The sequence below is a fragment of the Streptomyces smaragdinus genome (genome assembly GCF_009604385.1).
GTDB lineage: Bacteria > Actinomycetota > Actinomycetes > Streptomycetales > Streptomycetaceae > Streptomyces > Streptomyces smaragdinus.
Genome location: NZ_WEGJ01000002.1, coordinates 287,427 through 312,088 on the forward strand (window position 1 = coordinate 287,427; position 24,662 = coordinate 312,088).

A 24,662-nucleotide genomic window follows, 5' to 3' on the forward strand; every position below is an offset into this window, starting at 1 on the left:
TCTCCTCGGCAGGTGTCGGGGACGGTTTCGGTCTAGCTCCGACTGCCGGCGGACGCCTTGTCCGGGGCGGTGGCCGCAGCGGGGCCGGGGCCGGTGAGGCGCTGCGGGGTCTCGTAGCCTTCCGCCGGCCTGGACCGCGTCAGCCACAGGCCGGTGAACACGGCGGTGGCCGAGGTGATGGCACCGGCCGCGAGGAAGGCGTCGTCGAGGCCGGTCTCGAAGGAGGCGCCGCCGGATTCCCGGGCGCGGACGACGGCTCCGAGTACCGCCACGCCGAGCACCGCGCCGATCTGCCGGGTGGTGCTGCTGACGCCTGACGCGAGGCCGCCTTCCTGCGGGCCGACCGCCTGGACGGCGGCTCCCGTCAGCGGGGACAGAGTCAGGGCGAAGCCGGTGCCGGCGACTGCCAGCCGCCACCACACATTCCCGTAGCCGGTGTCGGCGTGCACCGTGCCGAGCGCCATCAGTCCCGCGCCGGCCAGGGCGAGGCCGGTGGTGACCACGACGCGGATGCCGTACCGGGCGGCGAGCCGGCCCGCGTACGGGCTGACGACCACCATGGCCAGCGACACCGGCAGGGTCTGCAGACCGGCGCGCAGGATCGAGCTGCCCTGGACGTACACGAAGAACTGCGAGAAGAAGAACGACGAGCCCATGAGCGCGAACCCCACCACGACCATGGCCGTGTTGGACACGGTGAACAGCCGCTGCCGGAACAGCCGCAGCGGCAGCATCGGTGCCGGGCGGCGTGCCTCGACGGCGACGAAGGCGGCGAGGAGGACCAGGGCGGCGGCGAAGCTCGCCAGGATCACCGGCGACGTCCAGCCGCGGGCGCCGCCCTCGATCAGTCCGTACGTGAGCACACCCACGCCGAGAACGGACAGCACCGTCCCCGGGACGTCGATCGCGGGGGCATTCGGGTTGCGGGACTCGTCGAGGTGGCGCAGACCGGCCAGCAGGAGGACCACGCCCACGGGCAGATTGACGAGGAAGACGGCGGGCCAGCCGAAGGCATCCGTCAGTACGCCGCCGGCCACGGGACCCGCGGCCAGGCCGATTCCGCTGAAGCCGGCCCACAGCCCGATCGCCCTGAGCCGTTCCTGCGGCACAGGATGCGCGGCGGTGACCAGGGCGAGCGAGGCGGGGCTCAGCGCCGCGGCCCCGATGCCCTGCAGCACCCGGCCGGCGACCAGCCAGCCGAGCGCGGGCGCGAGGCTGCACCACACCGACGCGGCGGTGAACACCGCCACACCGGCCAGGTACACCCGCTTGCGGCCGAACCGGTCGGCGAAGACACCGCCGGACATCAGCAGCATGGCGACCAGCAGGACGTACGCGTCGACGATCCACTGCAGACCGGTCAACTGGGTGTGCAGCCGGTGCTGCATGTCGGGCAGCGCCGCTCCGACAACCGTGTTGTCGAGCAGGACCATGAACTGGCCCAGGCAGGTCACCGCGAGCAGCACGGCCCGGTTCGGCCGGCTGCCCGCCGCCGTGTGCGGTGGCGTCATCGGGATCCCCCTTCGTTCGTTGGTGGCGCCCGACCGGGTGCGGCGCGGGCAACCTAAAGCAGTAGGTGACTGCGTTAGATGACTGTAGAGAGATCGATCCGCAAACGCAAGCATGAACTGCGTTAAGGTGGAGGGTATGAACGAACGACAGCAAGCCCGGCGCCCCGGCGGGCGCAGCGCCCGCGTCGGGGCCCAGGTGCACCAGGCCGTCACCGACCTGATCGGCGAACGCGGCTACGGCAACTTCACCGTCGGCGATGTCGCGGCCCGCGCGGGGGTGGCCGACAGCAGCATCTACCGCCGGTGGGGCAACCTGGAGGCCCTGCTCACCGACGTGGCCCTCACCCGCCTCAACGCACGGTCGCCGATGCCCGACACCGGGACCCTCGCCGGCGACCTGCGCACCTACGCGGCCCAAGTGGCCCGCGAGATTACCGGACCCGACGGTCCGGCGGTGCTGCACCTGGCCGTCGCCCTGTCGGGCAGCGGTCCGCAGGGCCGGCAAGCCGGCGCCGACCTCCGGGCCGAACGCACCCGGCAACTGCAGTCCGTGCTCGACCGCGCCCGCGAACGCGGCGAGGACGCACCCGACGCGCTCGAGGTGCTGGACCACGTCCTGGCCCCGATGTACCTGCGCGTCCTGTTCGGCGTGGTCCCGCTCACGCCGGACTACGTCGACGGACTGGTCGACCGGTTGCTGTGACCTCGCCCGGGTTCCGGACCGCATGCCGGTGCCGGACGGTACGCGTCTCCATAAAGACATCGGGCGTCCTCGGAGCGCCCATCGTTTGCGTCGACGAGTCCGCCGATTCGGACCAAAGTCGCTTCTGCCCGATGTCAGATGCGCGCGCTAGCTTCCCCTCATGGGTGTGTACATGCTGAGCGTCGGCGCGGAGGAATGGCTCGGTGACGAGGAAGACGGGTGGGGCGAAGTCGCCTCGGCTCTCAACGCCGAGCTCAGGCAGCGGGGTCTGCCGGCCTACGAGAACGTTCCCCGGAGACTCGCTTCGTGCCCGGATCAGGGCAGGCCTTCGAGGAGAAGCTGTCCCCGTCCATGACCGGGTTCTTCGCCTTGTGTGAGACGCACTTGTCACGAGAGGAGTCGGAGACCCTCTGCGGCTGGACCGTACTCGTGCCCGTCTCGCTCGATGAGGAGATCTGGTTGCCCATCGAATCCAGCGACTACCACTCCATGATCGCCGGCGCCCCTCAGGTACTACCGCTCGCCGAGAAGCTCGCAGCAGCCATCGCCCTGCCACCCGAAACCCCGGCAACATGCGACAACCTCGACCTGAGCATGTGGTTCAGGCACCAAGCAAAGGATCTGGCCACCGCCCGGACAGGACCGTGGAACAGGGACCTGGACACAGCCTTCTACGTCGCACTGTTCCTGCGCGCTTCCCAGCACTCGATCCGGCGTGGCTGCCCCATCGTCTGCCGCTGAGACCTGCCCTTCGTCCCACGGCTTCGTCGCCGTCGTCGTGTCCCCGCAGGTCCTGGAGGACTACGAGGACTCCCTGGCGATCCTTCACCGTCGAACTGGCGCAGGCTGTCGCTTCGTCACGGCTCCCTGGCCGGCCAGGACGCGGCCAGGGCACGGTAATCGGCGAAGCGGGGGCTCGGGACCGTCTCCCGTGTTGGCTCGCCGTTCAGCCAGCAGATCTGCCGCGTGGCCTCCTCGGTGTCGAGCACACAGCACACTCCACCGCTGGCAGCGGTGAGGCCGGTGAACACCGCTTCGAAGCTCGCGGACCGCTTGAACGCCAGGCTCATGCCCGTTGTCGCCGCAGTGAAGTCCAGCGATGCGTACCCGGGATGCCACGCGGTCGCGAACCTGACCGTGAGGTAGACGTACCCGACGGGGATCCTCCCGTGCTCGGCGCGTTCCCAGTGGCGGGGCTCGGCGAACTCGCGCATCGCGTCGTCGTCGACGCCGACCATGATGGTGGTGTCGAGGTCCAGCGTGCCGCCCGTGGAGCAGTCGACCGGATCGCTCTCGAAGTGTGAGGTGAACGGAAGGAGGACCTGGTCACCGCCGGGCAGAGTGACTGTGAGCGGCGGCCGTGGGTTGATTGTCGGCGCCAGGGCGGCAAGCTCGGTCAGCGCGCGGGTGACATTCCGGGCGGGAACGAAGATCTCGTAGCTGTAGTCAATCCCCATCGGCATTCCACCTCTTCACGGATCGAGCCGGATCCGTTCCACCCGCGCTGACGCTGGTTTTGTCGTGCCGCAGGCCGCGGGACGGAGCGGTCGGGTTATCCGTCGCTCGGTCGGTCATGTGGATCGGGTGCACTACGGTGTGCTCGCGGCTTCCCGTCCCACAGCGCATTCGACCTGGACAGGGCGCCGACTATGGCGACAGTACCCGGCCGCGCGTCGTTTCGGGTCGGGTCCATGGCCCGCTGGCCGGCGGTGGCGAGGAACTTCCCGGCCTGTGTTCGCTCGTGAGTTTGTCACGCTCGTTGACGGACCAGCGGACGGCGTACCCACCGTCGAGACCGAGTACGGTCGCCCTGAGGACGACGAGGCGTTTCTGCGGCTTCCGGGAACGGCCAGGGCTGTGATCACACCCGGGTCTCTGCTCTGTCCGGCTGATTGCGCCGAGGACTGGAGGCTGAACTATCGTGTTTCGACCAAGCGATCCCGGTGATCACTGGTGCGGAGGCCAAGGTACGGAGCGTGGACAAAGAGCGCGACCCCGGCATCTCCTGGCTCAGGAACGGAACCCTCCACGAATCGCACACCCCATTCGGGCTGACGTACCGCAGACCTAGACCATGGCCAGAAGGTGATCCGTCGGCCCGTAGTCGATCTTCCAGTCGGCATAGACCCCGCAGAACCCATCCCGGACGCACCGCAGGCCCACCGTCACCCAGCGGACGGATCCGTCGTCGCCGAGCGAGAACGCGACCGCGGCCTCGAACTCCTCGCTCCCGCACGGGCAGCCGGCCGCACCGGGCTCGTCGTCCTCCCAGGATTCCTCGTTCCAGTACTCCTCGCTGTCCGCGATGAACGCACGCCTGCCGCAGCCCGTGCACTCCCGTTCCGCGCTGGACGCGTTGACCAGCACGGAGAACACACGACCGCCGCACTCCGTGCAGACGGAAGGGGCGATCTTCTGCGGGCGGCCGTCGTCCGCCTCCCGCAGGAACGCCGCGAGGTCCGTGGGGACACCCTCGTCAACCTGATCATCAGCATGCACGGGGACATCGTTCCAGAACCCGGGACCAGGCGTCGGCGACCTGCATACGCATCGGCTGACCAGCCCCGGCCCGCTCGCCCGACACAGGCCTCGCCTATTCGTTTGCGGCCGTCCCAGTGAATTCCGGGGTGGCCCGGGCGCATATGGGCTGCCGGAGATCCGTAATCATTCAATATGCGTTTATCCGTCCCGAGGTGACGGCCTTACGAATCCTGGAACTGTGATGAGGCGTTTGCGACAGGTGGTCGTGGGGACGGCCGCGTTCATGATGATCTCCGCCGCGATCGGGTGTTCCGACAACGGTGGCGGCGGCTACAGCAGTTCCCCGTCCCCGACGTCGCCGTCGGCCACAGCCACCACCAGCGCGCCGGCCGGTGCGCCGGCCGAGGTGAAGACCGCCTCGGCCGGGGATCTCGGTACCGTTCTGGTCGACAAGGACGGCCGTACCCTCTACCTCTTCGAGGCGGACAAGTCGACGAAGTCGACCTGCAACGGCGCGTGTGCCACGGCGTGGCCGCCGCTGCTGACGTCCGGGAAGCCGTCGAGCAGCGGGTCCGCGAAGTCCGCACTGCTTGGCATGTCGAAGCGAGACGACGGCAAGACGCAGGTCACTTACCACGGGCACCCGGTCTACCTGTATGCGGGAGACTCCAAGCCGGGTGACACGAACGGCGAGGCCCTCGAGCAGTTCGGTGCCGAGTGGTACGTGCTCGACGCCGACGGCAACAAGGTCGACAAGAGCTGAACCATCGGCGGCCGAGACGCACGGGACATCAGGATGATGCCGCAAAGCCGTCACCGGGCCCCCCGGCGGGTCGCGGCTGTCGCCGTCGGCGCGGCCCTGCCGGTGGCTGTGGCGGTGGTGATCTGGGTGACCGGCGTCCGCCACACTCCCCAGTACTCGACGGGCCTTTTCGGTGCCCACGGCGCGGACGCGGTCATGCTCAAGGCCCGCCTGGGAACGGCGCTGTTCGGCCTGGCGGTCGTACTGGCGCTGTGCATGTACGGACGGCTCCCGGGCCTTGCCTCCGGGACCCGGGGCGTGCGTAACGGGCACCGCGTTACGGGATGGGTGGTCTTCGCGCTGTCGGTGCCCATCGCCGTCCACTGCGTCAGCACGTACGGCGTGGAGACCGGCAGTGGCCGGGTCTTCCTGCATTCGGTCGCCGGCTGCGTGCTGTACGGGGCCTTCGTCGCCAAGGTGCTGGTGGTGCGCAGCCGGCGCCTGCCCGGCTGGATGCTCCCGGTCACGGGGGCGCCTTGTTCGGTGGCGTCGGGGTGCTGTGGTACTCCGGAGCACTGTGGGTCTTCAACGGGTCTGTCGTTCCGGGGCTGCGGTAGCTCCGCGCGACATGGGATGCGCAGACGTCAACGGACTGTCCCTGTACTTCGAGGAGCACGGTTCCGGCGCGGGGGAGCCCCTGGTGCTGCTGCACGGCGGTCTCGGCGCGGGCGAGATGTTCGCGTCCATGCTGCCCGTACTCGCCGAGCGGCGACGCGTGGTCCTGGTCGACCTGCAGGGACACGGACGCACGGCGGACATCGACCGCCCGCTGCGGCCGGAGCTGCTGGCGGACGACATCGCCGCCCTGATCAAGCACCACGGGCTGCCGCGGGCGGACGTGCTGGGCTACTCGCTCGGGGCGGACGTGGCCCTTCGTACCGCGATCCAGCATCCCGCTGTGGTCCGCCGCCTGGTGACGGTCTCCACGCCGGCCCGGCGGGACGGCTGGTTTCCGGAGGTGGTGGAGGCGATGGACCGGATGAGCGCGGCGGCCGCCGAGCCGATGAAGCGGTCTCCTGTCTACGAGCTGTACGCGCGGCTGGCGCCCCGGAGGGCTGGCGGATATCGGCGATCCAGAACGGCCGGCATTGACTGGTGACCATCCCCGAGCCCGACTTGTCATGCTGCCGTGACCGCGTGGAGCAGGGGCCGACTCTCCGGTCACGATCGGAGCTGGATCAGGAGTACGGCGGAGGTGCGCGGGAAGACGTATCCGCGCTTGTCATAGCGGGTGGTGACGGACCTGAACCGCCTCGGTCTGTTGATCGCTCGCTCGATGAAGTCGCGCTCCTTGCCAAAGGCTGGAGGCCAGGAGATCGGCATCATCCTGAGTACGGCCACCTTCATCCCTTCGGGCGAGGCGTGGCGTCCCAGGCATCGAATGCGTTCCGGCTGAGCAGCTTCCTGCCGTGCTTGATTCCTATGCGGTGCTGATCGGGAGTGAGCGGCAGCCTGGAGGCGGCTGGGTCCACTGGCCCCGGGCGAGTGCGTTGCTGCGTGCGCCCTACGACACGATGGCGCTCAAGGCCCGCCTCGACTGCGGAGACGCCGCTGCGTCCGATCTTGCCGATGTCCGGCTGGCGGGCCGGGTCGCCCTGTCCACACCCGAACAGGGCACTGCGGCCCTGCGGCTGGCCCGGCGGGCGGGCGGGGAGTGGCGGCGCGTTCCGCTGGAGAGACGCCTGGCGTTCGTCGAGGCGGTGTACGACGCGATGTGCGAGCGCGCCGACGATGTCGTGGATGTCCTGGTGGCTGAGGGGCATCCGGTACGGGTCGCGCGCTGGGAACTGACCGTGGTGCTGTCCATGATCCATCCGGAGAGCCTCGTACACGCGCGGCAGACGCTGGAGTGGTGTACGGAGTGGGCCGGGCGTCGTGTCAGCCTGGTCCGTAAGCCTGACGGGGTGGTGGGCCTCAACGCGGCCCGTAACGCAGGCTTTCTGTCCTCCGCGCTCGGCGCGCTCGTTCTTGCCGCGGGCAACGCGCTGATCGTAAACGCTCCTCCCACCGCTCCCCTCGCGGTCGCCTTCCTCTACCACGAGCTGGTCGCCCCGCTGCTGGATCGCCACGGCGCCCCGCCGGGCACGCTCGGTGTCCTGTGCGCCCCGTCGCGGCCGACCGTAAAGCAGTGGCTCGAATCCCCGGACTGCGACGACATCTTCTACTACGGGCCCGCCCGGCACGGCGCACGCCTCGAGGCCGAGTGTCTGGAGCACGGCAAGAAGCCGGTCCTGGAGCTGTCCGGCAACGATGCGATGGTGGTGTGGCGGGACGCCGACCTCGAGGGTGCGGCGACCGCGGCCGCGGAGCGCTATTTCGGCTCGGGGCAGCTGTGTATCGCGCCGAAGTTCGTCGTCGTCCATCCCGAGGTGGCGGACGAGTTCACCACTCTGCTGCACCACCGGGTGGCCGGGCTGCGCGTGGGCCCGCCCGAGGACCCGGACGTCGTCCTCAGTGCCGTGGTCAAACGCGGCGATTGCCTGGATGTCCTGCGCGACGCGGTGGAACAGGGGGCCGAGCACCTGTGCGGGGGCGAACTCGTCGACGTATACGACAAGGTCACCTCCCGCGGCCCCTTCGTGCGTCCCGTCCTGCTGCGGGTGCACGGGCTCGCGACGGCGCGGCGGATGGGCGCGGTGCGGGACGAGACCTTCTTCCCGCTGATGTGCGTCGTCGTGCCCGACCGGGCCACGCCGGAGCACCTCCTCGCCGAGATTCTGGAGTTCGTCGACAGCAACCGCTACGGACTGCGCAATTCCCTGTGGGCGCGGGACCCACACGTCATCGAGCGGTTCTGCGACATCGGCAACGGCGGGGTGCTGAAGGTCAACGACAGCCACGTCGGCTGCCTGCCGGCGCTGCCCACGGTCGGCGGCACCGGGCTCAGCGGCGGCACCTTCGGGGAGGCCAACCTCCCCTACCTGCGCACCACACGGCTGCAGGGCATCAGCGTGACCGTCGATCCGTCCCGCACCCGGGTCTTCGACCACCAGGCGGCGGTTCGCGCCGTCACCGGACCCCCGGGCGCGCACCGGCGCCCGGGAAGCACAGAACACGGCACGAACGATGAAGGGGAGCGTACGCACATGACCACCGACGCCCTGCTCGACCAGAAGATCGACACCTGCTTCGGACACATCGACGCCGACGGCAACGGGTCGCTGGACCGCGAGGACCTGTTCACCCTGGGGGCGCGACTGCTGGCCGCGTTCGGCGAGGCGGCGACGTCGCCGAAGGGGACGCGGCTGATGAACGGCATGGTCACCTTCTGGGACGCCGTCGCTGCCGCCGCCGACGCGGACGGCGACGGGCGCCTCACCCCCGAGGAGTACCGCACCGGCATGAAGGGAGCCTTCATCACCTCCGGCGAAGGCTTCTCCCAGGCCTTCCGGCCCATGCTGGAGGCGGTCTGCCTGCTCCTCGACACCGACGGCGACGGCGGCGTCGACGAGAAGGAGTTCCAGGTCTGGCAGGAGGTCTTCCGCACCGCGCCACAGGACCGGGCGGCGGCCTTCCGGGCCCTGGACACCGACGGCAGCGGCAGGCTGACCGTCGACGAACTGCTCACCGCCATGCGCCAGTACTACACGAGCAACGATCCCAGCGCTCCCGGCAACGTGCTGTACGGCCCGCTGAACTGAGCCCCGCCCCGGCCCGGTGCCTCGGGCTCGTCCGGGGGCCGGGCCGGATCTCGCGCGGGTGGTGGTGACCAGCGGCACGACGTGCCGGGGAGATCTGTAGGGCGGAGGGGAGCAGCGCGGGGCAGCAGCGGTGGGATTTGCCCTACTGGCTGAAGGCGCGGGTGACATCGATCCGGCTGCGCGGCGGGTGTGCTCGATGGATGGACCGGCGGTGCCTAGGAGGTGGCTGATCGAGTTCTGGTGGGGGAGGACTTGGCTGGGGCCGAAGACGGTCACGGCCGAGTCGGGCGGTCGCGGCCCCGGGTTTGGTGATCAGTCCGTGGGTGGTGCGGCGGTCGCCCTGTTTCGCTGCGGTGTAGGCAGCGGTGGCGTGGCAGACACGCTGTGGTCGGCGGCAAGTCGCCGGGCAGCGCCGACGGCAGATGTCGAACATCGCGGCCGGCCGTCGTGGACTGCTCCGGGCGACCCTGGTCGGCGAGGCCTGGCCAAGGGCGGCACGGGAGGGCAGAGTGCCGAGGGTGTCCCGAACCGAGTGGCGTCGTTACGGACTGGCCCACAGTGCCCCGGCAACCATTCCGGTCCCGCATGGGTCATCCATGTCGGGGTCCCGGCCGGGCCACGTGGTGCATGAGGATGGGGGACCGCTGTGGGAATCCGACGGGCGGCGAAGGGTTTCACCGAGTCCCTGATGGAGACGGTCGGGGAAGCCATCGCCGAGGTGGTCCTCGGCTTGCTCGCCTGCGCACTGCTCGCCGGCTTGGCGCTGATCGCCTATATGAGCTGGTCCTTCAGCCCGCGCTTGACGGTGGCGGGCGCCGGGTTGGTCAGCCTCTTCCTCGCCCACGGAGCCTGGAGGATCTTCCGTGATCCTGCGAAGGCCCGCGGTCATCGGGGTCTCGCCGCCGTAACCACTGCTGCCTTCACCTTGGCCGCCGTGACAGGCGTGTTCCTGGTGTTCTATGGCACGGGATGTGGCTGCCTGTGGAAGTAGTTCCCCACCACAGCATCGTTAGCCGTGTCGCTTGACGTGCGTGGACAGAGGTCACGCGGACAGCCTCAGGTGCCAGCGCCGTGCAGGTGCTGACCGAACGATTTGGCCGAAGCAGGTGAGCTTCGGGCTGGCTTACCTTCCGGCCTACCTGCCGGTCGAGTTCGTGGACGGCTGTGCTCGGACCGGGTCATGCTCTGCGATGCCGGACTCGGTGGTAACCATGTGAGTGCGTCCGTCGGACGTCGTGAATGCCGCCACCGTCGGCACCTCGCTGGTGTGACCGGTCTGGGGTGAGACCATGGTCAGACAGACGTCGGCCGAATCCGGCTCTGCGTCTCCCGGTAGCCGTGTCGGACGAGGAGCCCCCAGCCGTCCGGATCAGGAAATCTCCCTGCCGGCGATGGTGCTCGCGGTGGTCCCCAGGACGTTCAGCAGGGCCAGGGCTTCGGCGCTGGGGGATCCCGGCGGCGCGCTGTAGAGCACGAGGCGCTGGTCGCGGTCCGTGAGGGTGAGCACGTCGCAGTCGACAGTGATCTCCCCAACGGCAGGGTGGCGGAAAGTCTTGGTGAGCATCGGCGGGGCCTGCACGTCGTGGCGTTCCCAGAGCCGGGCAAAGTCGGGGCTGGCGTTGGTGAGCTCGTCGACGAGGCCGGTCACCGCGGGATCGGTGGGGTAGCGGGCGAGGGTGGCGCGGAGCTGCATCACGACGCTCAGCCGGAACTCGGCGGCGTCGGAGACCCCGTACAGCTCGGCACGGGCGGGCCGCGGCCCGAGGAAGGCCCGGCGTGCGAGATTGCGGTCCTTCGGGGCGAGCGGGGCGAAGTCCTCCATGAGCGCGGCCGCGAGGTCGTTCCACGCGAGGATCTCGAATGCGGCGGACGTGACGAAGGCGGCCGTCTGAGGCAGCCGCTCGAGCAGGGCGACGATACTGGGGCGGACGTCGCGCCGGTGCAGCCCGGTGCGCTTCGGCGCGGTGCCCGCGAGGACGTGGAGGTGCTCGGACTCCGCGTCGGTGAGCCGCAGCGCTCCGGCGATCGCGGCCAGGACGTCGCCCGATGGGCGTGGCGCCCTGCCCTGCTCGAGGCGGACGTAGTACTCGGTGGAGATATGCGCGAGCACCGAGACTTCCTCGCGCCGCAGACCCGGTGTGCGGCGGCGTGGTCCGGTAGGGAGGCCGACGTCCTGGGGACGGAGCCGCTCGCGGCGGCTGCGGAGGAATGCCCCGAGCTCCTGCTTGTCCATACGCCCAGTGTGCGCGCTGCGGGGCGGCGGATCCTGGTACAGCCTGTGCCTGTATCCAGCCGGAAGCCGGCAGGACGCTGTTCGGCATGACGAAGAACATGGACACCACCCACAGCGCACCCGTCGGCCTGCTCACCGGCAAGGTCATTTTCATCACCGGCGCCAGCCGCGGCATCGGGGCGGCCGCGGCTCGGCTCTTCGCCTCCGAGCGAGCCGCTGTCGTGCTCGCCGCCCGCGGCACCGACGCCCTCGACCGCGTTGTGAAGGAGATCCGCGCCGACGGCGGCGTCGCCGACGCCGTCACCATGGACCTGGCCGACCGTGCGAGTATCCGAGCGGCGGTCGACCGCGTCTGGGAACTGCACGGACGGCTGGACGGCGCCTTCAACAACGGCGCGGTCGCCCAGCAGCCCGGCCCGGTCGACGCCACCACCGACGAGGACATCGACAAGCAGTTCACCGTGAACTTCCGCTCGCACTGGACCGCCATGAACGCCGAGGTCGCACTCATGCGCCGCTCCGGCGGCGGGGCCATCGTCAACACCTCCAGCATCGGCAGCCGCCGCGCCAATGCCGGCCTGCCCGCCTATGGGGCCATGAAGCGCGCGCTCAACAGCCTCACCGAGACCGCCGCGGTCGACCTGGCCCCCGCCGGCATCCGGGTGAACGGCATCACCCCCGGCGGCACCGTCACCGAAATGATCGACGAATGGGAAGCGGCGACTCCCGGCACCATCGAGAGGATCAGCGCAAGCATCCCGATGGGCCGGATGGCCGAGCCCCGGGAAATCGCCGAGGCGGCCGCCTGGCTGCTCAGCGACCGCGCCTCGTTCGTGACCGGCGCGATCGTCCCGGTCGACGGCGGTGCCGGCGCCTGAAACGGAGCGGCCGCCCGGGCCAAGCGGCGACACTGGTCCGGTGCACAGGCGAGGTGCTGGGCCGCAGAACGTTGCTCTTGCCCGTGAGCGGGCGGCTACTCGGCAGCCGCCGAAAGGTCCATCCGCCATACGTTCGAGCGGATGAAGTGCCCCCTGGGGTACTCGAACTCGCTCTCCTCGACGAACTCGAACTCCGCCTTCCGGCAGACCGCGTTCGACGCGACATGATGGACGGAGGGAAAGGCGTGCAGAAAACGATGCCTGCTGTCGGTCTTGGCTTTGCCGACGACCGCCATGGTCGCCGCTACCGCCAGGCCGAGCCCCTGGAACTCCAGCAGGATCCCGTGGGCCGTCTCATAGGCCGGCTCGCCGCCCCACTCGTGGCGCCAGAAGCCAGTCGACCCCGCCACCTGGCCTTCCGACAGCAGTACGACCCGGAACATGGTGCCGTTCGCATCGGGGTCGAGATAACGCTGGTGCCGCTCGACGAGCTGTTCCTCGGTCTCCGGGCCGCCGAGGTATTCGGTCATTTCGGCCGTGTTCGTCTTGCGGAGCAGGTCCAGATCGCCTTCGGACCAGTGTTCGAGGCGCACTTGTGGAGCGTTGGTCGATGCGATGACCACAAGACAGGGGCGAGGTCTGACATCAGCGCTCAGATGCGAAGCGCGATCCAATTCACCAGCCCCGCGTGCGACCGAACGCATCGGACTTGATCGTCCAGGAGCTCCCGTCGGCGCAAGACTGCCCTTCAGGCCGGGTGGTCCTACCGGCATCGGTTCTGTGGGCGCCGGAAGGCGGGAGCCGGTGGCGTGACCTTCACGTCTCCATCGGCTCCCGATTGTTGTGCTCCTGCTCCCGCGCCCAGGTATGCGCCCACTCCTCGAGCGGCCGGAGGGCGTCACGGAGTGCTGCTCCCAGCGGGGTGAGCTCGTAGCCATCGGCCGAGGCGGCGATGATCCCGCTCGACGTGAGTTCGCGGAGCCGCTGGTAGAGAACGCTGGACGACATGCCGTCGCACCGAGCCAGCAGCGCGCGGGCGCCGAGGGGCCCTCCACGCAGTTCCCAGGTGACTCGCAGCGCCCACCGACGGCCGAACAGGTCCATCGCGGCCATGAGGGGACGGCCGGTGGCCGATCCGCGAACCGGCGTTCCTGGGCGCGGTGTTGGCATGACCCTCCTTGCGTTTCGTAATTCGAAACACTAGCATCCGTCGGGCGTTTCTGATTTCGAAACGAACTTGAGGGGGAGGGCCGATGCCTCGAATAGCCCTGTTGAACCCGCCGTACACCGACCGGGCCGGTGCACTGCTCGCGCGCATGATGCCCGGAGAGACCCCGCCGATCGGCCTGTTCCGGATGTTCGCCAGAAACCTCCCCATGGCCGGCGCCATGCACGGATGGGGCCGCTACGAACTGGGCCGGCAGCTGACCCTGACCATGCGGGAACGCGAGATCGTCATCGACCGGACGTGCGCGCTGTGCGGCTGCGAGTACGAGTGGGGCGTGCACATGATGACGTTCGCCGAACGGGTCGGACTCACCCGCGAGCAGGCGGCATCCCTGGTGCACGGCGGCCCCGCCGACGCGTGCTGGACGTCTGAGCGGGAACGGCTGCTCATCCTCGCCGTCGACGCGCTGCACGAGCGCTCCGACATCGACGACGCGCTGTGGGCACGGCTCGTGCCGGTCTTCGACGAGCTCCAGCTGCTCGATCTGCTCCTGCTGTGCGGCTGGTACCACGCCGTCAGCTTCGCCGCCCTCGCCACGCGCGTGCCGCACGAGCCCGGCGCGCCGCGCTTCGCCGACTTCCTCCCCAGCGCGACCGGAACCAACCGCTGAGCCCGCCCCATCCGACCGAAAGGACCCCGCATGCAGTTCCCTCGTACGGCAGCCCGCAACGTCGTGACACTCGCGCTCTCCGAAGACGTCGCCACCGACGACGTCACCACCCGATGGAGCGTTCCGCCGCAGCAGGAGGCGACGGCAGTCATCATCACCCGCCAACCGGGCCTGGCCGCCGGGATGCCCCTGGCTGCCGAGGTCTACGCCCGTATCGGCGGCGAAACGCGGATCGCCGAAGTGGTGCCCGACGGCACCCGCCTCGAGGCCGGCGACGTCCTGGCGACGATATCCGGACCCGCACACCAGATCATCACCGGCGAACGGACGGTACTGAACCTCCTCCAGCGCCTCTGCGGCATTGCCACACTCACCGACCGGTACGTGACTGCCGTACGCGATCTGCCCGTCCGCGTCCTGGACACCCGCAAGACCGCCCCGGGACTTCGGCTGCTGGACAAGTACGCGGTCGCCGCAGGCGGCGGGCACAACCACCGGCTGGACCTCGGCGCCATGGTGCTCCTCAAGGAGAACCACATCGCGGCCGCCGGCGGCGTCACCGCCGCCATCGAAAGCGTCCGCAAGAACATGGCGACGGAGGGCAAGACCCTGGCCATCGAGGTGGAGGTGGCCACGCTCGACCAAGCCCGGGAAGCGCTGCGGGCCGAGCCGCAGTGGATCATGCTCGACAACATGACGGTGCTACAGCTGGCCGAAGCCGTCCGCCTCCGGCGCGAACTGGCCCCCGAATCCGGCGTCAAGCTGGAGGCCTCAGGCACGATCACCCTCGACGACCTGCGCCCCGTCGCGGAAACCGGCGTCGACGCCGTGTCCGTCGGCGCTCTGACCCACAGCGCACCGGCCATGGACCTGAGCATGCTGCTGAGCATTACCCAACCCTGAATCGTTCGCTCGAGGTAAGTCCGAAACCGGACGCGCTCCCACGAACACCGGAGGTCCCGTGCCCAAGGGCTACTGGGTGAGTTCCTACCGCACCATTCCCGACCCGGAAGAGCTGGCCACCTACAACAAGCTGGCCGGTCAGGCCGTCCGGATCGCGGGCGGCCGGACCCTCGCCCGCGGCGGTCGGACCGCCGCATACGACGCCGGAATCGCCGGACGCACCGTCCTGGTCGAGTTCGACAGCTTCGAGCAGGCCGTCGCGGCACGCGAGAGCGACGCCTACCAGGAGGCGTTGGCCGCCCTCTCCGACGGCATCGAGCGCGACTTCCGCATCATTGAGGGCATCGACTGACCGAGGAGCCCCGATGCCCTGGCCGAATGTCACGCTGGTCGACGCATGCGTACGCCGCGACGGCCGGGGCGGCAGCCCCACAGCCGTAACCGACGACGACCCGGCGGCGACAGACGCGGACCGACGCGCCGTCGCCGCCGCGACCGGCACCTCGCACACGGCGTTCCTCGGCCCCGGGCGTACGCCGGACGGCGCCCGCCCGGTCCGGTTCTTCACCGCCACCGCCGAACTGCCCGGCTGCGGCCACGGCACCGTCGCCGCACAGGCCGTCCGGCTGACCCGCACCGGACTGGACGAGCTGAACGACCGCCAGCACACCGGCGGCCGCACGTTCGACACCACCGTGATCCGCCGCCCCACCGGCATCGAGGTCTGGTTCGACCAGGGCCTCGTAGCGCTGCGCCATCCGGCACCGGACGAGCGCGCCGCGATTGCCGCCGCGCTCGAGCTCACCACGGACGATCCGCACCCGACCGACGCACCACGGATCGCCTCACCCGGCGCACCACGCATGCTGGTCCCGGTCCGCGACCGCTCGGCGCTGCTCCGACTCCGCCCACACCTCGGCAGGCTGAAAGCGGAATGCCGGCGGTACGGGCTCCTCGGCTGCTTCGTGTACGTGCCGCCGGTGGGCGACCGACCGGGCGCGGCGCGGATGTTCGCGCCGGCGATCGGCGTCGACGAGGACGTCGCCAACGCCAACAGCACCGGCTGCCTGGCCGCCCATCTCCTCGACGCGACAGGGGCGCAGACCCTCGCGATCGAGGTGGAACAGGGCGACACCCTCGGCCGTCCGGCCGGCGTGCTCGCCTCGGCCAGACGCGGGCCGACGGGCATCACGACCCGGGTCGGCGGGCTGGCGGTGGTCCGCAAGCGACTCTGAGGCGGACGACTCCCGGGCGTGATCCGCCGACCGGCTCGCGCCCTGGCGCCGGTCTTGGCCCGGGCGGTGGTCCGCCGATTACTCCTTCCCGCGATGCACGTGCGCGTGCTGCCCGTCCCGGTCGAAGATCATCAACAGCTCCGCCGGCCCATCGACCGCCACGAACGCGTGCGGAGTCATGGTCGCGAACTCGGCCGCCTCCCCGGCCTCGACGATGATCTCGCGATCCCCGAGCAGCAGCAGAAGCCGCCCGCTGAGCACGAACAGCCAGTCGTGCCCGGGGTGCACACGCTGCTGCGGCCGGGCCGCCGTCGGCTCGACCAGCATCTTCACCGCCACCGTGCTGCTGTCCGGCCTGCTCAGCGCCCACGTCGTACGCCCCCCGATGCGGCTCGGCGCGGGGCGGATGACCACGTCGTCGTCGCCGCTCACGTCGAGCAGTGCGTCCAGGCCGACCTGGAGGCCGGTGGCGAGCGGGAGCAGTACGTCGAGGCTGATCGTGCGCTTCCCGGTCTCGACGCGGCTGATCGTCGACGGGCTGAGGTTGGTGCGTGCGGCGAGTTCGTCGAGGGAGAGCCCGAGCGTGGTGCGCAGGCTGCGCAGCCGGGTACGGACGACGTGCTCGATGTCGGCGAGTTGGCTCACGTTCACTCCTTGCGGATTCTGCAAGGAGTCTGGCACATAACGCCAGGAGTTTCTACGGTGGAGAACATGAGCCATCACCACACCGCCCCGCCCACCGTCCGCCACTGCGACGTAGCCGTCATCGGCGGATCCGCCGCCGGCCTCGCCACCGCCCTGCAGCTCGGCCGCCAGCGCCGGTCGGTGATCGTGATCGACTCCGGCGAGCCCCGTAACGCACCCGCGGCCCACATGCACAGCTTCCTGGGACGCGACGGCACGGATCCCGCGGAGCTGCTCGCCGCCGGCCGCGCGGACGTACGCCGCTACGGGGGCGAGGTGCTGTCCGGCCGCGCCGTACGGGTGGCCCGGGACGGCGAGCGCTTCGTCGTCGAGCTCGCCGAGGGTACCTCCGTCGCCGCCCGCCGCATCGTCGTGGCGACCGGTCTGGCCGACGAGCTCCCCGAGGTCGGGGGACTGGCGGACCACTGGGGCCGGGCGGTGATCCACTGCCCGTTCTGCCACGGCTACGAGGTACGCGACCAGCGCCTGGTCCAGCTCGTCACCCACCCGACGGGGCTGCACGTCACGCCGCTGCTGCGCCAGCTGACCGCGGACCTGACCGTACTGATCGCGGACGGCGTCGAGGCCGACGAGTCCGAGGTCCGCACCCTGACGTCCGCGGGTGTCGATGTCCGCGTCGCCACCACGGCACGACGTGTCCGCACCGACGCCGACGGCCGGCTGACCGGGGTCGAGCTGGCCGACGGCTCACGGCTCGACGCCGACGCGCTGCTCGTCGCGCCGCGCTTCCGCCCCCGGGCCGAGCCGTTCGCCGACCTCGGGCTGCATCCCACCGCGCACCCGACCGGCACGGGCGAGGTGATCGAGGCCGACGCCATGGGCGCCACCGCCGTCGACGGGGTCTACGCGGTCGGCAGCATCACCGATCCCGGCCAGCAGGTGCTCATGGCCGCCGCCCACGGCAGCCGCGTCGGCGGCGCCGTCGCGATGAGCCTGGCCGCCGAGGACGTACACACCGCGGCCCGCCCGTCCGGCACCGCCACAGACTGGGATCACCGCTACTCCGGCGACCCCGTCTGGAGCGGCAACCCGAACGGCTCCCTGGTCGCGGAGGCGACCGGCCTGCCCGCCGGCCGCGCCCTCGACGTCGGCGCCGGCGAGGGCGGCGACGCGATCTGGCTGGCCGAGCAGGGCTGGGAGGTGACCGCGACGGACATCTCCTCGCGCGCGCTCGACCGTATCCGCGCCGAGGCCGAGCGGCGCGACCTGACCGTCACGTGCGAGGCGGCCGACGCCAACGCCCGGGAGCCGTTCGCCCGGGGCGGGTTCGACCTCGTCTCGGCGTCGTACGCGTCGATCCCGCGCACACCCGACCTGCGCGGCGTCCACAACGTGCTCGACGCCGTCGCTCCCGGCGGTTCGCTGGTCATCCTCAGCCACGACCTCGAGGCGATGCGCGACCCGCAGCACGGTCATCGCCCGTTCGACCCGGACGCCTACGTGCACATCGACGACTTCGTGACGGCGATCAAGGCCGAGGCCGGCTGGACCATCGAGGCCGACGACAAGCGCCACCGCCCCCCGGGCTCGGCCAGCGCGGCCCACCACGTCCACGACCGGGTACTGCGCGCCCGCCGGGCGAGCTGAGCCGACGCGTAACACCGTCCATCGACTCCCGTTCCATCAGCTCGCCTCCCCTGCGTCACGTGCCCGGGGGCCTGCCGGAGTACGGCCGGTCCCCGGGGTGCTCGTGCGTGTCCGGGCCGGACAGCGCTCGAAGCAGCCGGGCTCGCGGGCCTCGGTGCGGAGAGAGACGACGAGGGCAGGATTCGAACCTGCGTCCACCCGGGATCAGAGCCGGGCGCTCCTCCGCAGAGCTTCCTCGTCGCCACCGTGATGATTGCCTGGGCCGCTGTGCGGGTCAACTGATTTGCCGGGGCGGCTACGTACGGGGATTACCGCCGGTCACGTCCACTCCTGAACGGCAGCACGCTGCTCCCTGCCGGAGAAGACTCCGGCCGAACGGAGAGCACTGGCCATGAGCGGGTCGGCGACGGCAACTCCGTGCACCAACTCGGGTGTCCGCCGGAAGGCGACGGCCTCAGCCGCCGGCCTGGGAGCCGTCCAGCCGCCGGCTGTCGGGTCCACCCGATGCCGGGCGCAGGCTGCTCGGACGAGCGAACGTGTGCATTCCTTCTCACCCCGGAGCACTTCCCAGGGCAGAGGAAGGTCTGCCCAGACGTAGGTGTCCGGGTGCAGTCCGCCGCCGCTCATACGGTGCCAGTACGCCACGTCGGCCGCCATGAGGCGGGGCACCTTGCCCGGGCAGATCCGATCCAGGATCTCGTCCTGCCCCAGCTCGGTCAGCAGCGCGAACCAGTGGGCCCGGGCGGTGTTCCATGCCTGTGCGGCCTGATTCCACGTCGACGAGTCATCGCCCCGGCGCACGATCATCGTGTCGCGTTCCAGCGGATGCCGGTTCCAGGCGTCTTCCAGCAGGCCGGCGACCTGGCGCAGGAATCCGTTCCATCGAACAAGGAGCCGGGTGAGGTCCTGGTCAGTCACCTGGGCCAGGACTTCAGCTGTGGGATGCACATGCGCGACCGCGTACCAACAGGCCTGCTCGGGGCGCTTCGCCAGGCGCTGGAACAGGGCCTCGGCGACCTCGTCGAAGATCTGACGCTGCCGGCCATTCGTGAAGACGCTGCGCATGTAGCCGCGCGCCGTGACGTAGGCGATGAAGGCCGCCGTGTCCGGGTCCGTGGCGAACAGCTCGTACGGCAGGACGTGGGCGAGGGCGCCTTTGCCGGTGATGACGACTTCGCGTCGACGCTGCTCGTGGATGAGCCGGGCCAGTTTGGCTTCCATCCGGCGCAGCAGTCGGAAACGCTTGTTGTACTGGCGTTTGGACATCTCCCCGAGGCCCACCGCCGTGCGCTCGGTCCGGTTGAGGCGGTCCATGCCGAAGTCGTTCTGCCCGTACGAGCGGCCGATCTCCTCACCCGCCCGCCGGATCACAACCTCGATCCGGGCCGGATCCTTCCCGGCATCGCCGGGAAGGCTCGACACGCTCGTGAACAGGTCTGCCATTCGGGCAAGCTGACGCTGTGCGCCGACCGGACGGGCGAATTCCTCCCGCATCGAGGTATAGCCGTGCCAGAGGTTGCGCAGCGAGTGCTCAGCAGCCTTGGCAAGCGCCTCCTCGGTCGCCGTATCGAGGTCAGTGCCTTGGGCGGCGTAAAGGTCCTGGATGAGCTGGGCCACATCTTCCGGACGCTTGCGCAGCGTCAGGGATGCGTGCAGTTCGCGGAGGAGCTGTTCGAATGTGGCCGACGGCATGAGTCTCACCCTGTCATCCCCACGACCAGGTCTCCACTGCTTATCAGCGCGTCACAGTCATAGAACGAGCCACGGAGCGTTGATCGCGGCGAACTCTTCGATGGCCGGCCTTGAATCCGAATGGGGCGTCGTCTACTACGAATTCCGGTCCTGCTGCCGCTGACCAGGCAGTTTCAATTGGATTCGAAAGTTATGGAGGCCGATCGCGGAACGCTGCGATGCTCGCGGTGCCCCGGCTCCCGCCGAGGAAGAGACAGCTCCCCAGCTCCATGACACGAAGGAGATCCGCCCGTGCATCGGATCAAGGCGCTGCTTTCGGCGCTCGCGATAACCATTGCCACCGTCGCAGCGTGGATCGGCCTGACCGCACCGGCGCAGGCCGCCACGTGCTACTGGTACTCGGGCCAGGCCGGCACCTCATCGAACTGCGACAACAGGGATCCGGACGCGCTGGGCTCCGCCTGCGGCAGCGACGCGCAGACCGTCAAGTCGGTCACGCTGAAGAACATCTACACCGGCGCCACCAACAAATTCGTCCTCGACCTCAGGTACAGCGGGAACTGCCGCACGGCCTGGGCGCGGCTGCGGAACGCCGACGGCGCCAGCCCCGCGGACAACGCCGGCTGCACGGTGTGGATCCACCGGAATTCCGACGGCCAGGAGTACAGCAAGCGGCCGCCGGCGAGCACGTACGGCGTGTCCATCTGGACCAACGTGGTCTACGACGCGGACGTGACGTCGTACGCGAGGGCATATTGCGACACGGGGACCGCGGAGTACGAGGGCCGTACAGCCAACTGGTGAACGTCCATCAACCACCTCAAGGACACCCGGGCACAGCGTGCCGGGTGTCCCACCGTGTTCGCGCTGTTCCAGTCCCCGACGGCTCGCGGGCCGCTCGTGGCACCGGTATTCCCCCTCCTGCGGCGACGAGGAACGACAGCAGAAGAAACGGCCCGTCGCCTACGAGGACCCCGGACGCCTCCGCGTTATGCTTCCGAGCGGATTGAAGTCATTTATACCTATTTGCCCTCAATCTCATCATCAGCTTTACGTCGCATAGGGTTCCACATGACCCTACGTCCGGTAGGGGATCGCCAGATGGCTGTCGTAACGCCGACCACTGTCCCGGCAGCGCTGGCCCCCCGGGCACCGGCCCTGAGCGACAGGCTCCTCCCGGCGACGGTGGCGGCGGCGTTCGCCCTGGCACAGCTGGCCCTCGTACCCCCGGGGATGGTGCTCGGCTGGGACGAGTCGGTGTACGTCAGCCAGCTCAGCGGGCACGCCCCGGCGGCGTTCTTCAGCGCCCCGCGCGCCCGCGGCGTCTCGCTGCTGGTGGCGCCGATCGCGACCTGGTCGTCGTCGACCCCGCTGCTGCGGGTCTACCTCGCCGTCCTGGCCGGCGTCGGGCTCTGGCTGGCCCTGCGCGCCTGGCGCGGGCTGTTCCCCGCGAAGGTGATCGCGCTGGGCGGTGCCCTGTTCGCCTCGCTGTGGGTGACGCTCTTCTACGGGCCGCAGGCGATGCCCAACTACTGGGTGGCGATCGGGGCGCTGGCCGGCGTCGGCTGCTTCCTGCGCGCCCAGGCGGACCGGACCCGGCACGCCCCTGTGTGGGGGCTCGCGGTGGCCGCGGCGCTGATGGCGTTGATGAGGCCGATGGACGCGGTGTGGGTGTGCCTGCCGCTGCTCGTGGCGGGTGTCACCGTCCGCCGATGGCGGTACGGCCGGCTGTCGCTCGCCCTCGTCGCGGGGCTCGCGGCCGGCGCGGCCGAATGGGTGATCGAGGCGTACACCGGCTACGGCGGCCTGGGCCGGCGGCTCCACGACGCCTCGCTCATCCAGGGCGGGCTGAGCTGGAACGTCGCCGTCGACGACCAGCTGCGCAGTCTGGGCGGGCGCACGCTGTGCCGGCCGTGCACGGGCGGGATGCCGGATCCGGGGGTGTACGTCTGGTGGCTCGTCTTTCCCGTACTGGCCGCGGTCGGGCTCGTGATGGCGGTCCGGGCCCGGCGCGCCGTCGGGGCCACGGCGTTGCCGCTCGCCTGCGCGGTGGCGGCCGCGTTCCCGTACCTGTTCCTGATCGGCTACGCCGCTCCCCGATTCCTGCAGCCGGCGTACGCCCTGCTGGCGATCCCGGTGGCCTCCGGCCTCGTCTCCCTGGTACGGGCGACTCCTCGCGGCGCCTGGCGGACGACCGCGGTCACGCTGGCCGCCGTCGCACTCGCCGGGCATCTGGTGGCGCAGTTGAACGTGCTGCACCAACTCGTCGACCGCACCACCGACAACCACCGCGACTGGGCCCTGACCGCCGCCGCACTGAACCGCACCGGAGTCCGCCCCCCGTGCGTCCTCACCGGTCACGCGGCGATCGCGCCGCACATCCCGATCGCCTTCGACGCAGCCTGCTCGTCGGCCGACATCGACGGCCACAACCGCAACACCACCGCGGCGACGCTGGCTCGTGAGGGGCGCCGGATCCCGGTGGCGGTGCTGACGACCCGTACGACACCGCCGCCGTCCTTCGCCCGCGGCTGGCGGCTGATCCACCTCCACCGGGAGGTCTACGCGTACGTCGGCCCGGCCGTCCAGGGGTTCGGCAGGGCCGGAAACCCTTGATCGGCGGACCCTTCCGGAACTGTGGCGGTGGGCGCTCGTGTAGGCCCCGGGGGAGTCCCGTCCAGAGCCGTCGTCGCCGGTCGCCGGCGTAGGCGCCCGGCCGGCACGTGCCGTCAGCCCTCGACATCCTCCAGCTTCCGGGCGATGCGTTCGAGGGCGCTGAGGTCCTCGGGCGAGAGCCGGTCGATGAAGTGGCGTCGCGCCGAGGCGACATGCGTCGGGGCGGCGTTCTTGAGCGTGTCCAGGCCATGGGCGGTGAGAACGAGGAAACATCCTCTGCCGTCCGCCGGGTCGGGCGCACGTTCCAGGAGGCCTCGCGCTTCCATCCTGGTGGCGTGCCGGGAGAGCCGGCTGCGCGACCATCGCATCTTGGCGGCCTGTTCCCGCAGGGTGCTGGTGTGGTCGGGCCGCTCCGACAGCGTGCTGAGCACCTCGTAATCGGGCTCGGACAGCCCGACCGCGGCCAGGTCACGCGCCGTCGCGGCCTGCACGGCGACCACCATGCGCCGGTAGGCCCGCCACGCCCGCTCTTCGTCCGGGTTCAGCCAGCGTGTGTTCTCGGCCGAGGACTTCTTTGACATGTAATCAATCTACCGGCTACTTTCATTTCCATGTCAACGAAAACGGTGCGCGTCCTCGTCCTGGTGTGCAGCACCCGCCCCGGCGCCCTCGGCCCGGCGGTCGGCACATGGCTGACCGAGACGATCACACCTCGCGCCAAGGAACTCGACGTCGAGCTCGTGCCCGTATCCCTCGGCGACCTCGACCTGCCCTTCCTCGACGAAGAGGAGCATCCGTCCTCGGGTCTCTACGCGAACGAGCACACCAGACGGTGGAGCGCGCTCGTGGACGCCGCCGACGGCTTCATCGTGGTGACGCCGGAGTACAACTACGGAATGCCGGCGACCCTGAAGAACGCGCTCGACTACCTCGGGCGCGAATGGGCGTGGAAGCCGATCGGCTTCATCAGCTACGGGAACACCTCCGCGGGCACCCGCTCGGTCCAGCACGCCAAGCAGGTGGTCACCACACTGCGCCTGATGCCGTTGGGACGTACGATCGCGATACGCATCAGCGACGCGGTCGAAGACGGACGGATCCGCCCGAGCGCCGCTCTGGCCGGGGCGGCCACCGGCGTCCTGGACGAACTGGTCCGGGTTGCCCACGCCCTGCGTCCGATGCGCGAAGCCGCACGCTGCGGCCTGCAGCCCGGCCCGCTGCCGGGTTCCTACCTGAGGCGGCTGACCCCCGATGACGCCCCCGAGGTCACGGTGCTGCAGCGGTGCTGCTGGGTGGACGAGGCCCTGGCCAACGACACCCTGGACATCCCGGCCCTGCACGAGTCGCCGGAGCAGGTGGGCGAGTGGCTGGCAGCCTGGCACGCGACAGGACTGTGGCGGGACGGACGGCTGCTGGGCATGGTGCGGGCCCGGCGTGTCGACAGCGACTGGCACCTCGGCCGGCTCGGCGTCGTACCGGATCTGCGGAGCCAGGGGCTGGGCCGCAGCCTGCTGCGTACCGCTGAAGCCGCGGCCGAGCCGAGCTGCCGCCGGGTCGTGCTGCACACCGGTATCCACAGCCGGCAGAACATCGCCCTCTACCGGAGCGAGGGATACCAGTCGGCGTCGATCACCGGCGACGACGGAACCGTCCGCCTCACCAAGGACATAGCCCCGTAGAAACGTGGGCGCATGTAGTCGTCCTGCGAGTCTCCCATCGGCGGAGCAGGAGTCGAGCCGCCTGCCGCTCGGCAGCCGGGTGACCTACCTGGCCGAATTGCGGCTGGACAGTCGGGGCGGGCCGACGGAACATGGCGCGCAGGCGCGATGCCGTCGGG

The 24,662-nt window shown here is 70.1% G+C and carries 24 protein-coding genes, 1 tRNA gene and 1 pseudogene; 16 read left to right on the top strand and 10 right to left on the bottom strand.

The genetic code is table 11. The annotated features are described in order from the left end of the window. Positions 1-32: 32 nt before the first annotated feature. On the bottom strand, positions 33-1,511 hold the full coding sequence (locus SRB5_RS04875) for an MFS transporter (protein ID WP_153450166.1): 1,479 nt from the start codon (positions 1,509-1,511) through the stop codon (positions 33-35). 136 nt (positions 1,512-1,647) lie between these two features. Between SRB5_RS04875 and SRB5_RS04880 the strand changes: the two genes are divergently transcribed. Together SRB5_RS04880 and SRB5_RS04885 are read left to right on the top strand one after the other, a co-directional pair. Further along, complete coding sequence (locus SRB5_RS04880) at positions 1,648-2,214, top strand: TetR/AcrR family transcriptional regulator (RefSeq protein WP_153450167.1); 567 nt, start codon at positions 1,648-1,650, stop codon at positions 2,212-2,214. 351 nt (positions 2,215-2,565) lie between these two features. Continuing rightward, the gene (locus SRB5_RS04885; RefSeq protein ID WP_228389783.1) at positions 2,566-2,955 is read left to right on the top strand and encodes a hypothetical protein; all 390 of its coding nucleotides are present in this window, start codon (positions 2,566-2,568) and stop codon (positions 2,953-2,955) included. A 116-nt stretch (positions 2,956-3,071) separates the two neighbouring features. Here SRB5_RS04885 and SRB5_RS04890 read toward each other — a convergent pair whose 3' ends face one another. After that, on the bottom strand, positions 3,072-3,671 hold the full coding sequence (locus tag SRB5_RS04890; protein WP_153450168.1) for a hypothetical protein: 600 nt from the start codon (positions 3,669-3,671) through the stop codon (positions 3,072-3,074). Positions 3,672-4,281: 610 nt separating this feature from the next. Continuing rightward, a complete protein-coding gene (locus tag SRB5_RS04895) occupies positions 4,282-4,713 on the bottom strand; it encodes a hypothetical protein (RefSeq protein ID WP_323377057.1) in 432 nt (143 codons plus the stop codon). A 223-nt stretch (positions 4,714-4,936) separates the two neighbouring features. On the opposite strand from SRB5_RS04895, the gene SRB5_RS04900 reads away from it, so the two are divergent. From SRB5_RS04900 to SRB5_RS04920, 5 genes and pseudogenes are all read left to right on the top strand, one after another. Next, complete coding sequence (locus SRB5_RS04900; protein ID WP_153450169.1) at positions 4,937-5,458, top strand: COG4315 family predicted lipoprotein; 522 nt, start codon at positions 4,937-4,939, stop codon at positions 5,456-5,458. 36 nt (positions 5,459-5,494) lie between these two features. Beyond that, a pseudogene (locus SRB5_RS36255) lies at positions 5,495-5,911 on the top strand (DUF6529 family protein); the annotation flags it as partial. A gap of 154 nt (positions 5,912-6,065) precedes the next feature. Further along, complete coding sequence (locus SRB5_RS04905) at positions 6,066-6,596, top strand: alpha/beta fold hydrolase (protein ID WP_153450170.1); 531 nt, start codon at positions 6,066-6,068, stop codon at positions 6,594-6,596. 310 nt (positions 6,597-6,906) lie between these two features. Further along, the gene (locus tag SRB5_RS04910; protein ID WP_323377059.1) at positions 6,907-9,138 is read left to right on the top strand and encodes an aldehyde dehydrogenase family protein; all 2,232 of its coding nucleotides are present in this window, start codon (positions 6,907-6,909) and stop codon (positions 9,136-9,138) included. Between the two features lie 688 nt (positions 9,139-9,826). After that, a complete protein-coding gene (locus tag SRB5_RS04920; protein ID WP_153450403.1) occupies positions 9,827-10,129 on the top strand; it encodes a lysine transporter LysE in 303 nt (100 codons plus the stop codon). A 378-nt stretch (positions 10,130-10,507) separates the two neighbouring features. Here the strand turns inward: SRB5_RS04920 and SRB5_RS04925 are convergent, their stop codons facing one another. Continuing rightward, a complete protein-coding gene (locus SRB5_RS04925; protein WP_153450171.1) occupies positions 10,508-11,371 on the bottom strand; it encodes a helix-turn-helix transcriptional regulator in 864 nt (287 codons plus the stop codon). Between the two features lie 86 nt (positions 11,372-11,457). Here SRB5_RS04925 and SRB5_RS04930 point away from each other — a divergent pair, with 86 nt between their 5' ends. After that, a complete protein-coding gene (locus SRB5_RS04930) occupies positions 11,458-12,249 on the top strand; it encodes an SDR family NAD(P)-dependent oxidoreductase (RefSeq protein WP_153450172.1) in 792 nt (263 codons plus the stop codon). Positions 12,250-12,344: 95 nt separating this feature from the next. Here the strand turns inward: SRB5_RS04930 and SRB5_RS04935 are convergent, their stop codons facing one another. Then, on the bottom strand, positions 12,345-12,842 hold the full coding sequence (locus SRB5_RS04935) for a GNAT family N-acetyltransferase (protein WP_323377061.1): 498 nt from the start codon (positions 12,840-12,842) through the stop codon (positions 12,345-12,347). 223 nt (positions 12,843-13,065) lie between these two features. After that, complete coding sequence (locus tag SRB5_RS04940) at positions 13,066-13,362, bottom strand: winged helix-turn-helix transcriptional regulator (protein WP_153450174.1); 297 nt, start codon at positions 13,360-13,362, stop codon at positions 13,066-13,068. Between the two features lie 140 nt (positions 13,363-13,502). Here SRB5_RS04940 and SRB5_RS04945 point away from each other — a divergent pair, with 140 nt between their 5' ends. From SRB5_RS04945 to SRB5_RS04960, 4 genes are read left to right on the top strand one after another with little or no spacing between them, the layout of a single operon-like run. After that, complete coding sequence (locus tag SRB5_RS04945) at positions 13,503-14,087, top strand: carboxymuconolactone decarboxylase family protein (protein WP_194292828.1); 585 nt, start codon at positions 13,503-13,505, stop codon at positions 14,085-14,087. A gap of 30 nt (positions 14,088-14,117) precedes the next feature. After that, positions 14,118-14,990, top strand: coding sequence for a carboxylating nicotinate-nucleotide diphosphorylase (gene nadC, locus SRB5_RS04950; RefSeq protein ID WP_153450175.1), 873 nt, complete (start codon positions 14,118-14,120; stop codon positions 14,988-14,990). Positions 14,991-15,048: 58 nt separating this feature from the next. Continuing rightward, positions 15,049-15,342 (top strand): DUF1330 domain-containing protein, encoded by a 294-nt coding sequence (locus SRB5_RS04955; RefSeq protein ID WP_323377063.1) that lies wholly within the window; start codon positions 15,049-15,051, stop codon positions 15,340-15,342. A gap of 13 nt (positions 15,343-15,355) precedes the next feature. Next, positions 15,356-16,225 (top strand): PhzF family phenazine biosynthesis protein, encoded by an 870-nt coding sequence (locus SRB5_RS04960; RefSeq protein ID WP_153450176.1) that lies wholly within the window; start codon positions 15,356-15,358, stop codon positions 16,223-16,225. Between the two features lie 78 nt (positions 16,226-16,303). Here the strand turns inward: SRB5_RS04960 and SRB5_RS04965 are convergent, their stop codons facing one another. Beyond that, positions 16,304-16,870 carry a helix-turn-helix domain-containing protein gene (locus tag SRB5_RS04965; RefSeq protein WP_323377065.1) on the bottom strand — a complete coding sequence of 189 codons (567 nt, stop codon included), beginning with the start codon at positions 16,868-16,870 and terminating at the stop codon, positions 16,304-16,306. Between the two features lie 66 nt (positions 16,871-16,936). Between SRB5_RS04965 and SRB5_RS04970 the strand changes: the two genes are divergently transcribed. Beyond that, the gene (locus tag SRB5_RS04970) at positions 16,937-18,517 is read left to right on the top strand and encodes an FAD-dependent oxidoreductase (protein WP_153450178.1); all 1,581 of its coding nucleotides are present in this window, start codon (positions 16,937-16,939) and stop codon (positions 18,515-18,517) included. A gap of 167 nt (positions 18,518-18,684) precedes the next feature. On the opposite strand, the gene SRB5_RS04975 is transcribed toward SRB5_RS04970, so the two are convergent. Then, a tRNA-Gln gene (locus SRB5_RS04975) sits at positions 18,685-18,757 on the bottom strand. Between the two features lie 78 nt (positions 18,758-18,835). Continuing rightward, positions 18,836-20,209, bottom strand: a complete 1,374-nt coding sequence (locus SRB5_RS04980) for a hypothetical protein (RefSeq protein WP_153450179.1) — start codon at positions 20,207-20,209, stop codon at positions 18,836-18,838. A 291-nt stretch (positions 20,210-20,500) separates the two neighbouring features. On the opposite strand from SRB5_RS04980, the gene SRB5_RS04985 reads away from it, so the two are divergent. Then, entirely contained in the window at positions 20,501-21,013 is a 513-nt protein-coding gene (locus SRB5_RS04985; protein ID WP_323377067.1) for a DUF2690 domain-containing protein, read from the top strand. A 297-nt stretch (positions 21,014-21,310) separates the two neighbouring features. Continuing rightward, positions 21,311-22,825, top strand: coding sequence for a hypothetical protein (locus SRB5_RS04990; RefSeq protein WP_407703878.1), 1,515 nt, complete (start codon positions 21,311-21,313; stop codon positions 22,823-22,825). A 113-nt stretch (positions 22,826-22,938) separates the two neighbouring features. Here SRB5_RS04990 and SRB5_RS04995 read toward each other — a convergent pair whose 3' ends face one another. After that, complete coding sequence (locus SRB5_RS04995) at positions 22,939-23,406, bottom strand: MarR family winged helix-turn-helix transcriptional regulator (RefSeq protein ID WP_153450180.1); 468 nt, start codon at positions 23,404-23,406, stop codon at positions 22,939-22,941. Between the two features lie 30 nt (positions 23,407-23,436). Between SRB5_RS04995 and SRB5_RS05000 the strand changes: the two genes are divergently transcribed. Beyond that, positions 23,437-24,504, top strand: coding sequence for a GNAT family N-acetyltransferase (locus tag SRB5_RS05000; RefSeq protein ID WP_153450181.1), 1,068 nt, complete (start codon positions 23,437-23,439; stop codon positions 24,502-24,504). Positions 24,505-24,662: the final 158 nt, after the last annotated feature.

What these genes read in the sequence shown, in the direction of transcription:
- SRB5_RS04890 (WP_153450168.1), bottom strand. Translation starts at nt 3,671, where the DNA reads ATGGGGATTGACTACAGCTACGAGATCTTCGTTCCCGCCCGGAATGTC.
- SRB5_RS04970 (WP_153450178.1), top strand. Translation starts at nt 16,937, where the DNA reads ATGAGCCATCACCACACCGCCCCGCCCACCGTCCGCCACTGCGACGTA.
- SRB5_RS04925 (WP_153450171.1), bottom strand. Translation starts at nt 11,371, where the DNA reads ATGGACAAGCAGGAGCTCGGGGCATTCCTCCGCAGCCGCCGCGAGCGG.
- SRB5_RS04905 (WP_153450170.1), top strand. Translation starts at nt 6,066, where the DNA reads ATGGGATGCGCAGACGTCAACGGACTGTCCCTGTACTTCGAGGAGCAC.
- SRB5_RS04930 (WP_153450172.1), top strand. Translation starts at nt 11,458, where the DNA reads ATGACGAAGAACATGGACACCACCCACAGCGCACCCGTCGGCCTGCTC.
- SRB5_RS04980 (WP_153450179.1), bottom strand. Translation starts at nt 20,209, where the DNA reads ATGCCGTCGGCCACATTCGAACAGCTCCTCCGCGAACTGCACGCATCC.
- SRB5_RS04940 (WP_153450174.1), bottom strand. Translation starts at nt 13,362, where the DNA reads ATGGCCGCGATGGACCTGTTCGGCCGTCGGTGGGCGCTGCGAGTCACC.
- SRB5_RS05000 (WP_153450181.1), top strand. Translation starts at nt 23,437, where the DNA reads ATGTCAACGAAAACGGTGCGCGTCCTCGTCCTGGTGTGCAGCACCCGC.
- SRB5_RS04885 (WP_228389783.1), top strand. Translation starts at nt 2,566, where the DNA reads ATGACCGGGTTCTTCGCCTTGTGTGAGACGCACTTGTCACGAGAGGAG.
- SRB5_RS04960 (WP_153450176.1), top strand. Translation starts at nt 15,356, where the DNA reads ATGCCCTGGCCGAATGTCACGCTGGTCGACGCATGCGTACGCCGCGAC.
- SRB5_RS04945 (WP_194292828.1), top strand. Translation starts at nt 13,503, where the DNA reads ATGCCTCGAATAGCCCTGTTGAACCCGCCGTACACCGACCGGGCCGGT.
- SRB5_RS04900 (WP_153450169.1), top strand. Translation starts at nt 4,937, where the DNA reads ATGAGGCGTTTGCGACAGGTGGTCGTGGGGACGGCCGCGTTCATGATG.
- SRB5_RS04875 (WP_153450166.1), bottom strand. Translation starts at nt 1,511, where the DNA reads ATGACGCCACCGCACACGGCGGCGGGCAGCCGGCCGAACCGGGCCGTG.
- SRB5_RS04990 (WP_407703878.1), top strand. Translation starts at nt 21,311, where the DNA reads ATGGCTGTCGTAACGCCGACCACTGTCCCGGCAGCGCTGGCCCCCCGG.
- SRB5_RS04880 (WP_153450167.1), top strand. Translation starts at nt 1,648, where the DNA reads ATGAACGAACGACAGCAAGCCCGGCGCCCCGGCGGGCGCAGCGCCCGC.
- SRB5_RS04995 (WP_153450180.1), bottom strand. Translation starts at nt 23,406, where the DNA reads ATGTCAAAGAAGTCCTCGGCCGAGAACACACGCTGGCTGAACCCGGAC.
- SRB5_RS04920 (WP_153450403.1), top strand. Translation starts at nt 9,827, where the DNA reads ATGGAGACGGTCGGGGAAGCCATCGCCGAGGTGGTCCTCGGCTTGCTC.
- nadC (WP_153450175.1), top strand. Translation starts at nt 14,118, where the DNA reads ATGCAGTTCCCTCGTACGGCAGCCCGCAACGTCGTGACACTCGCGCTC.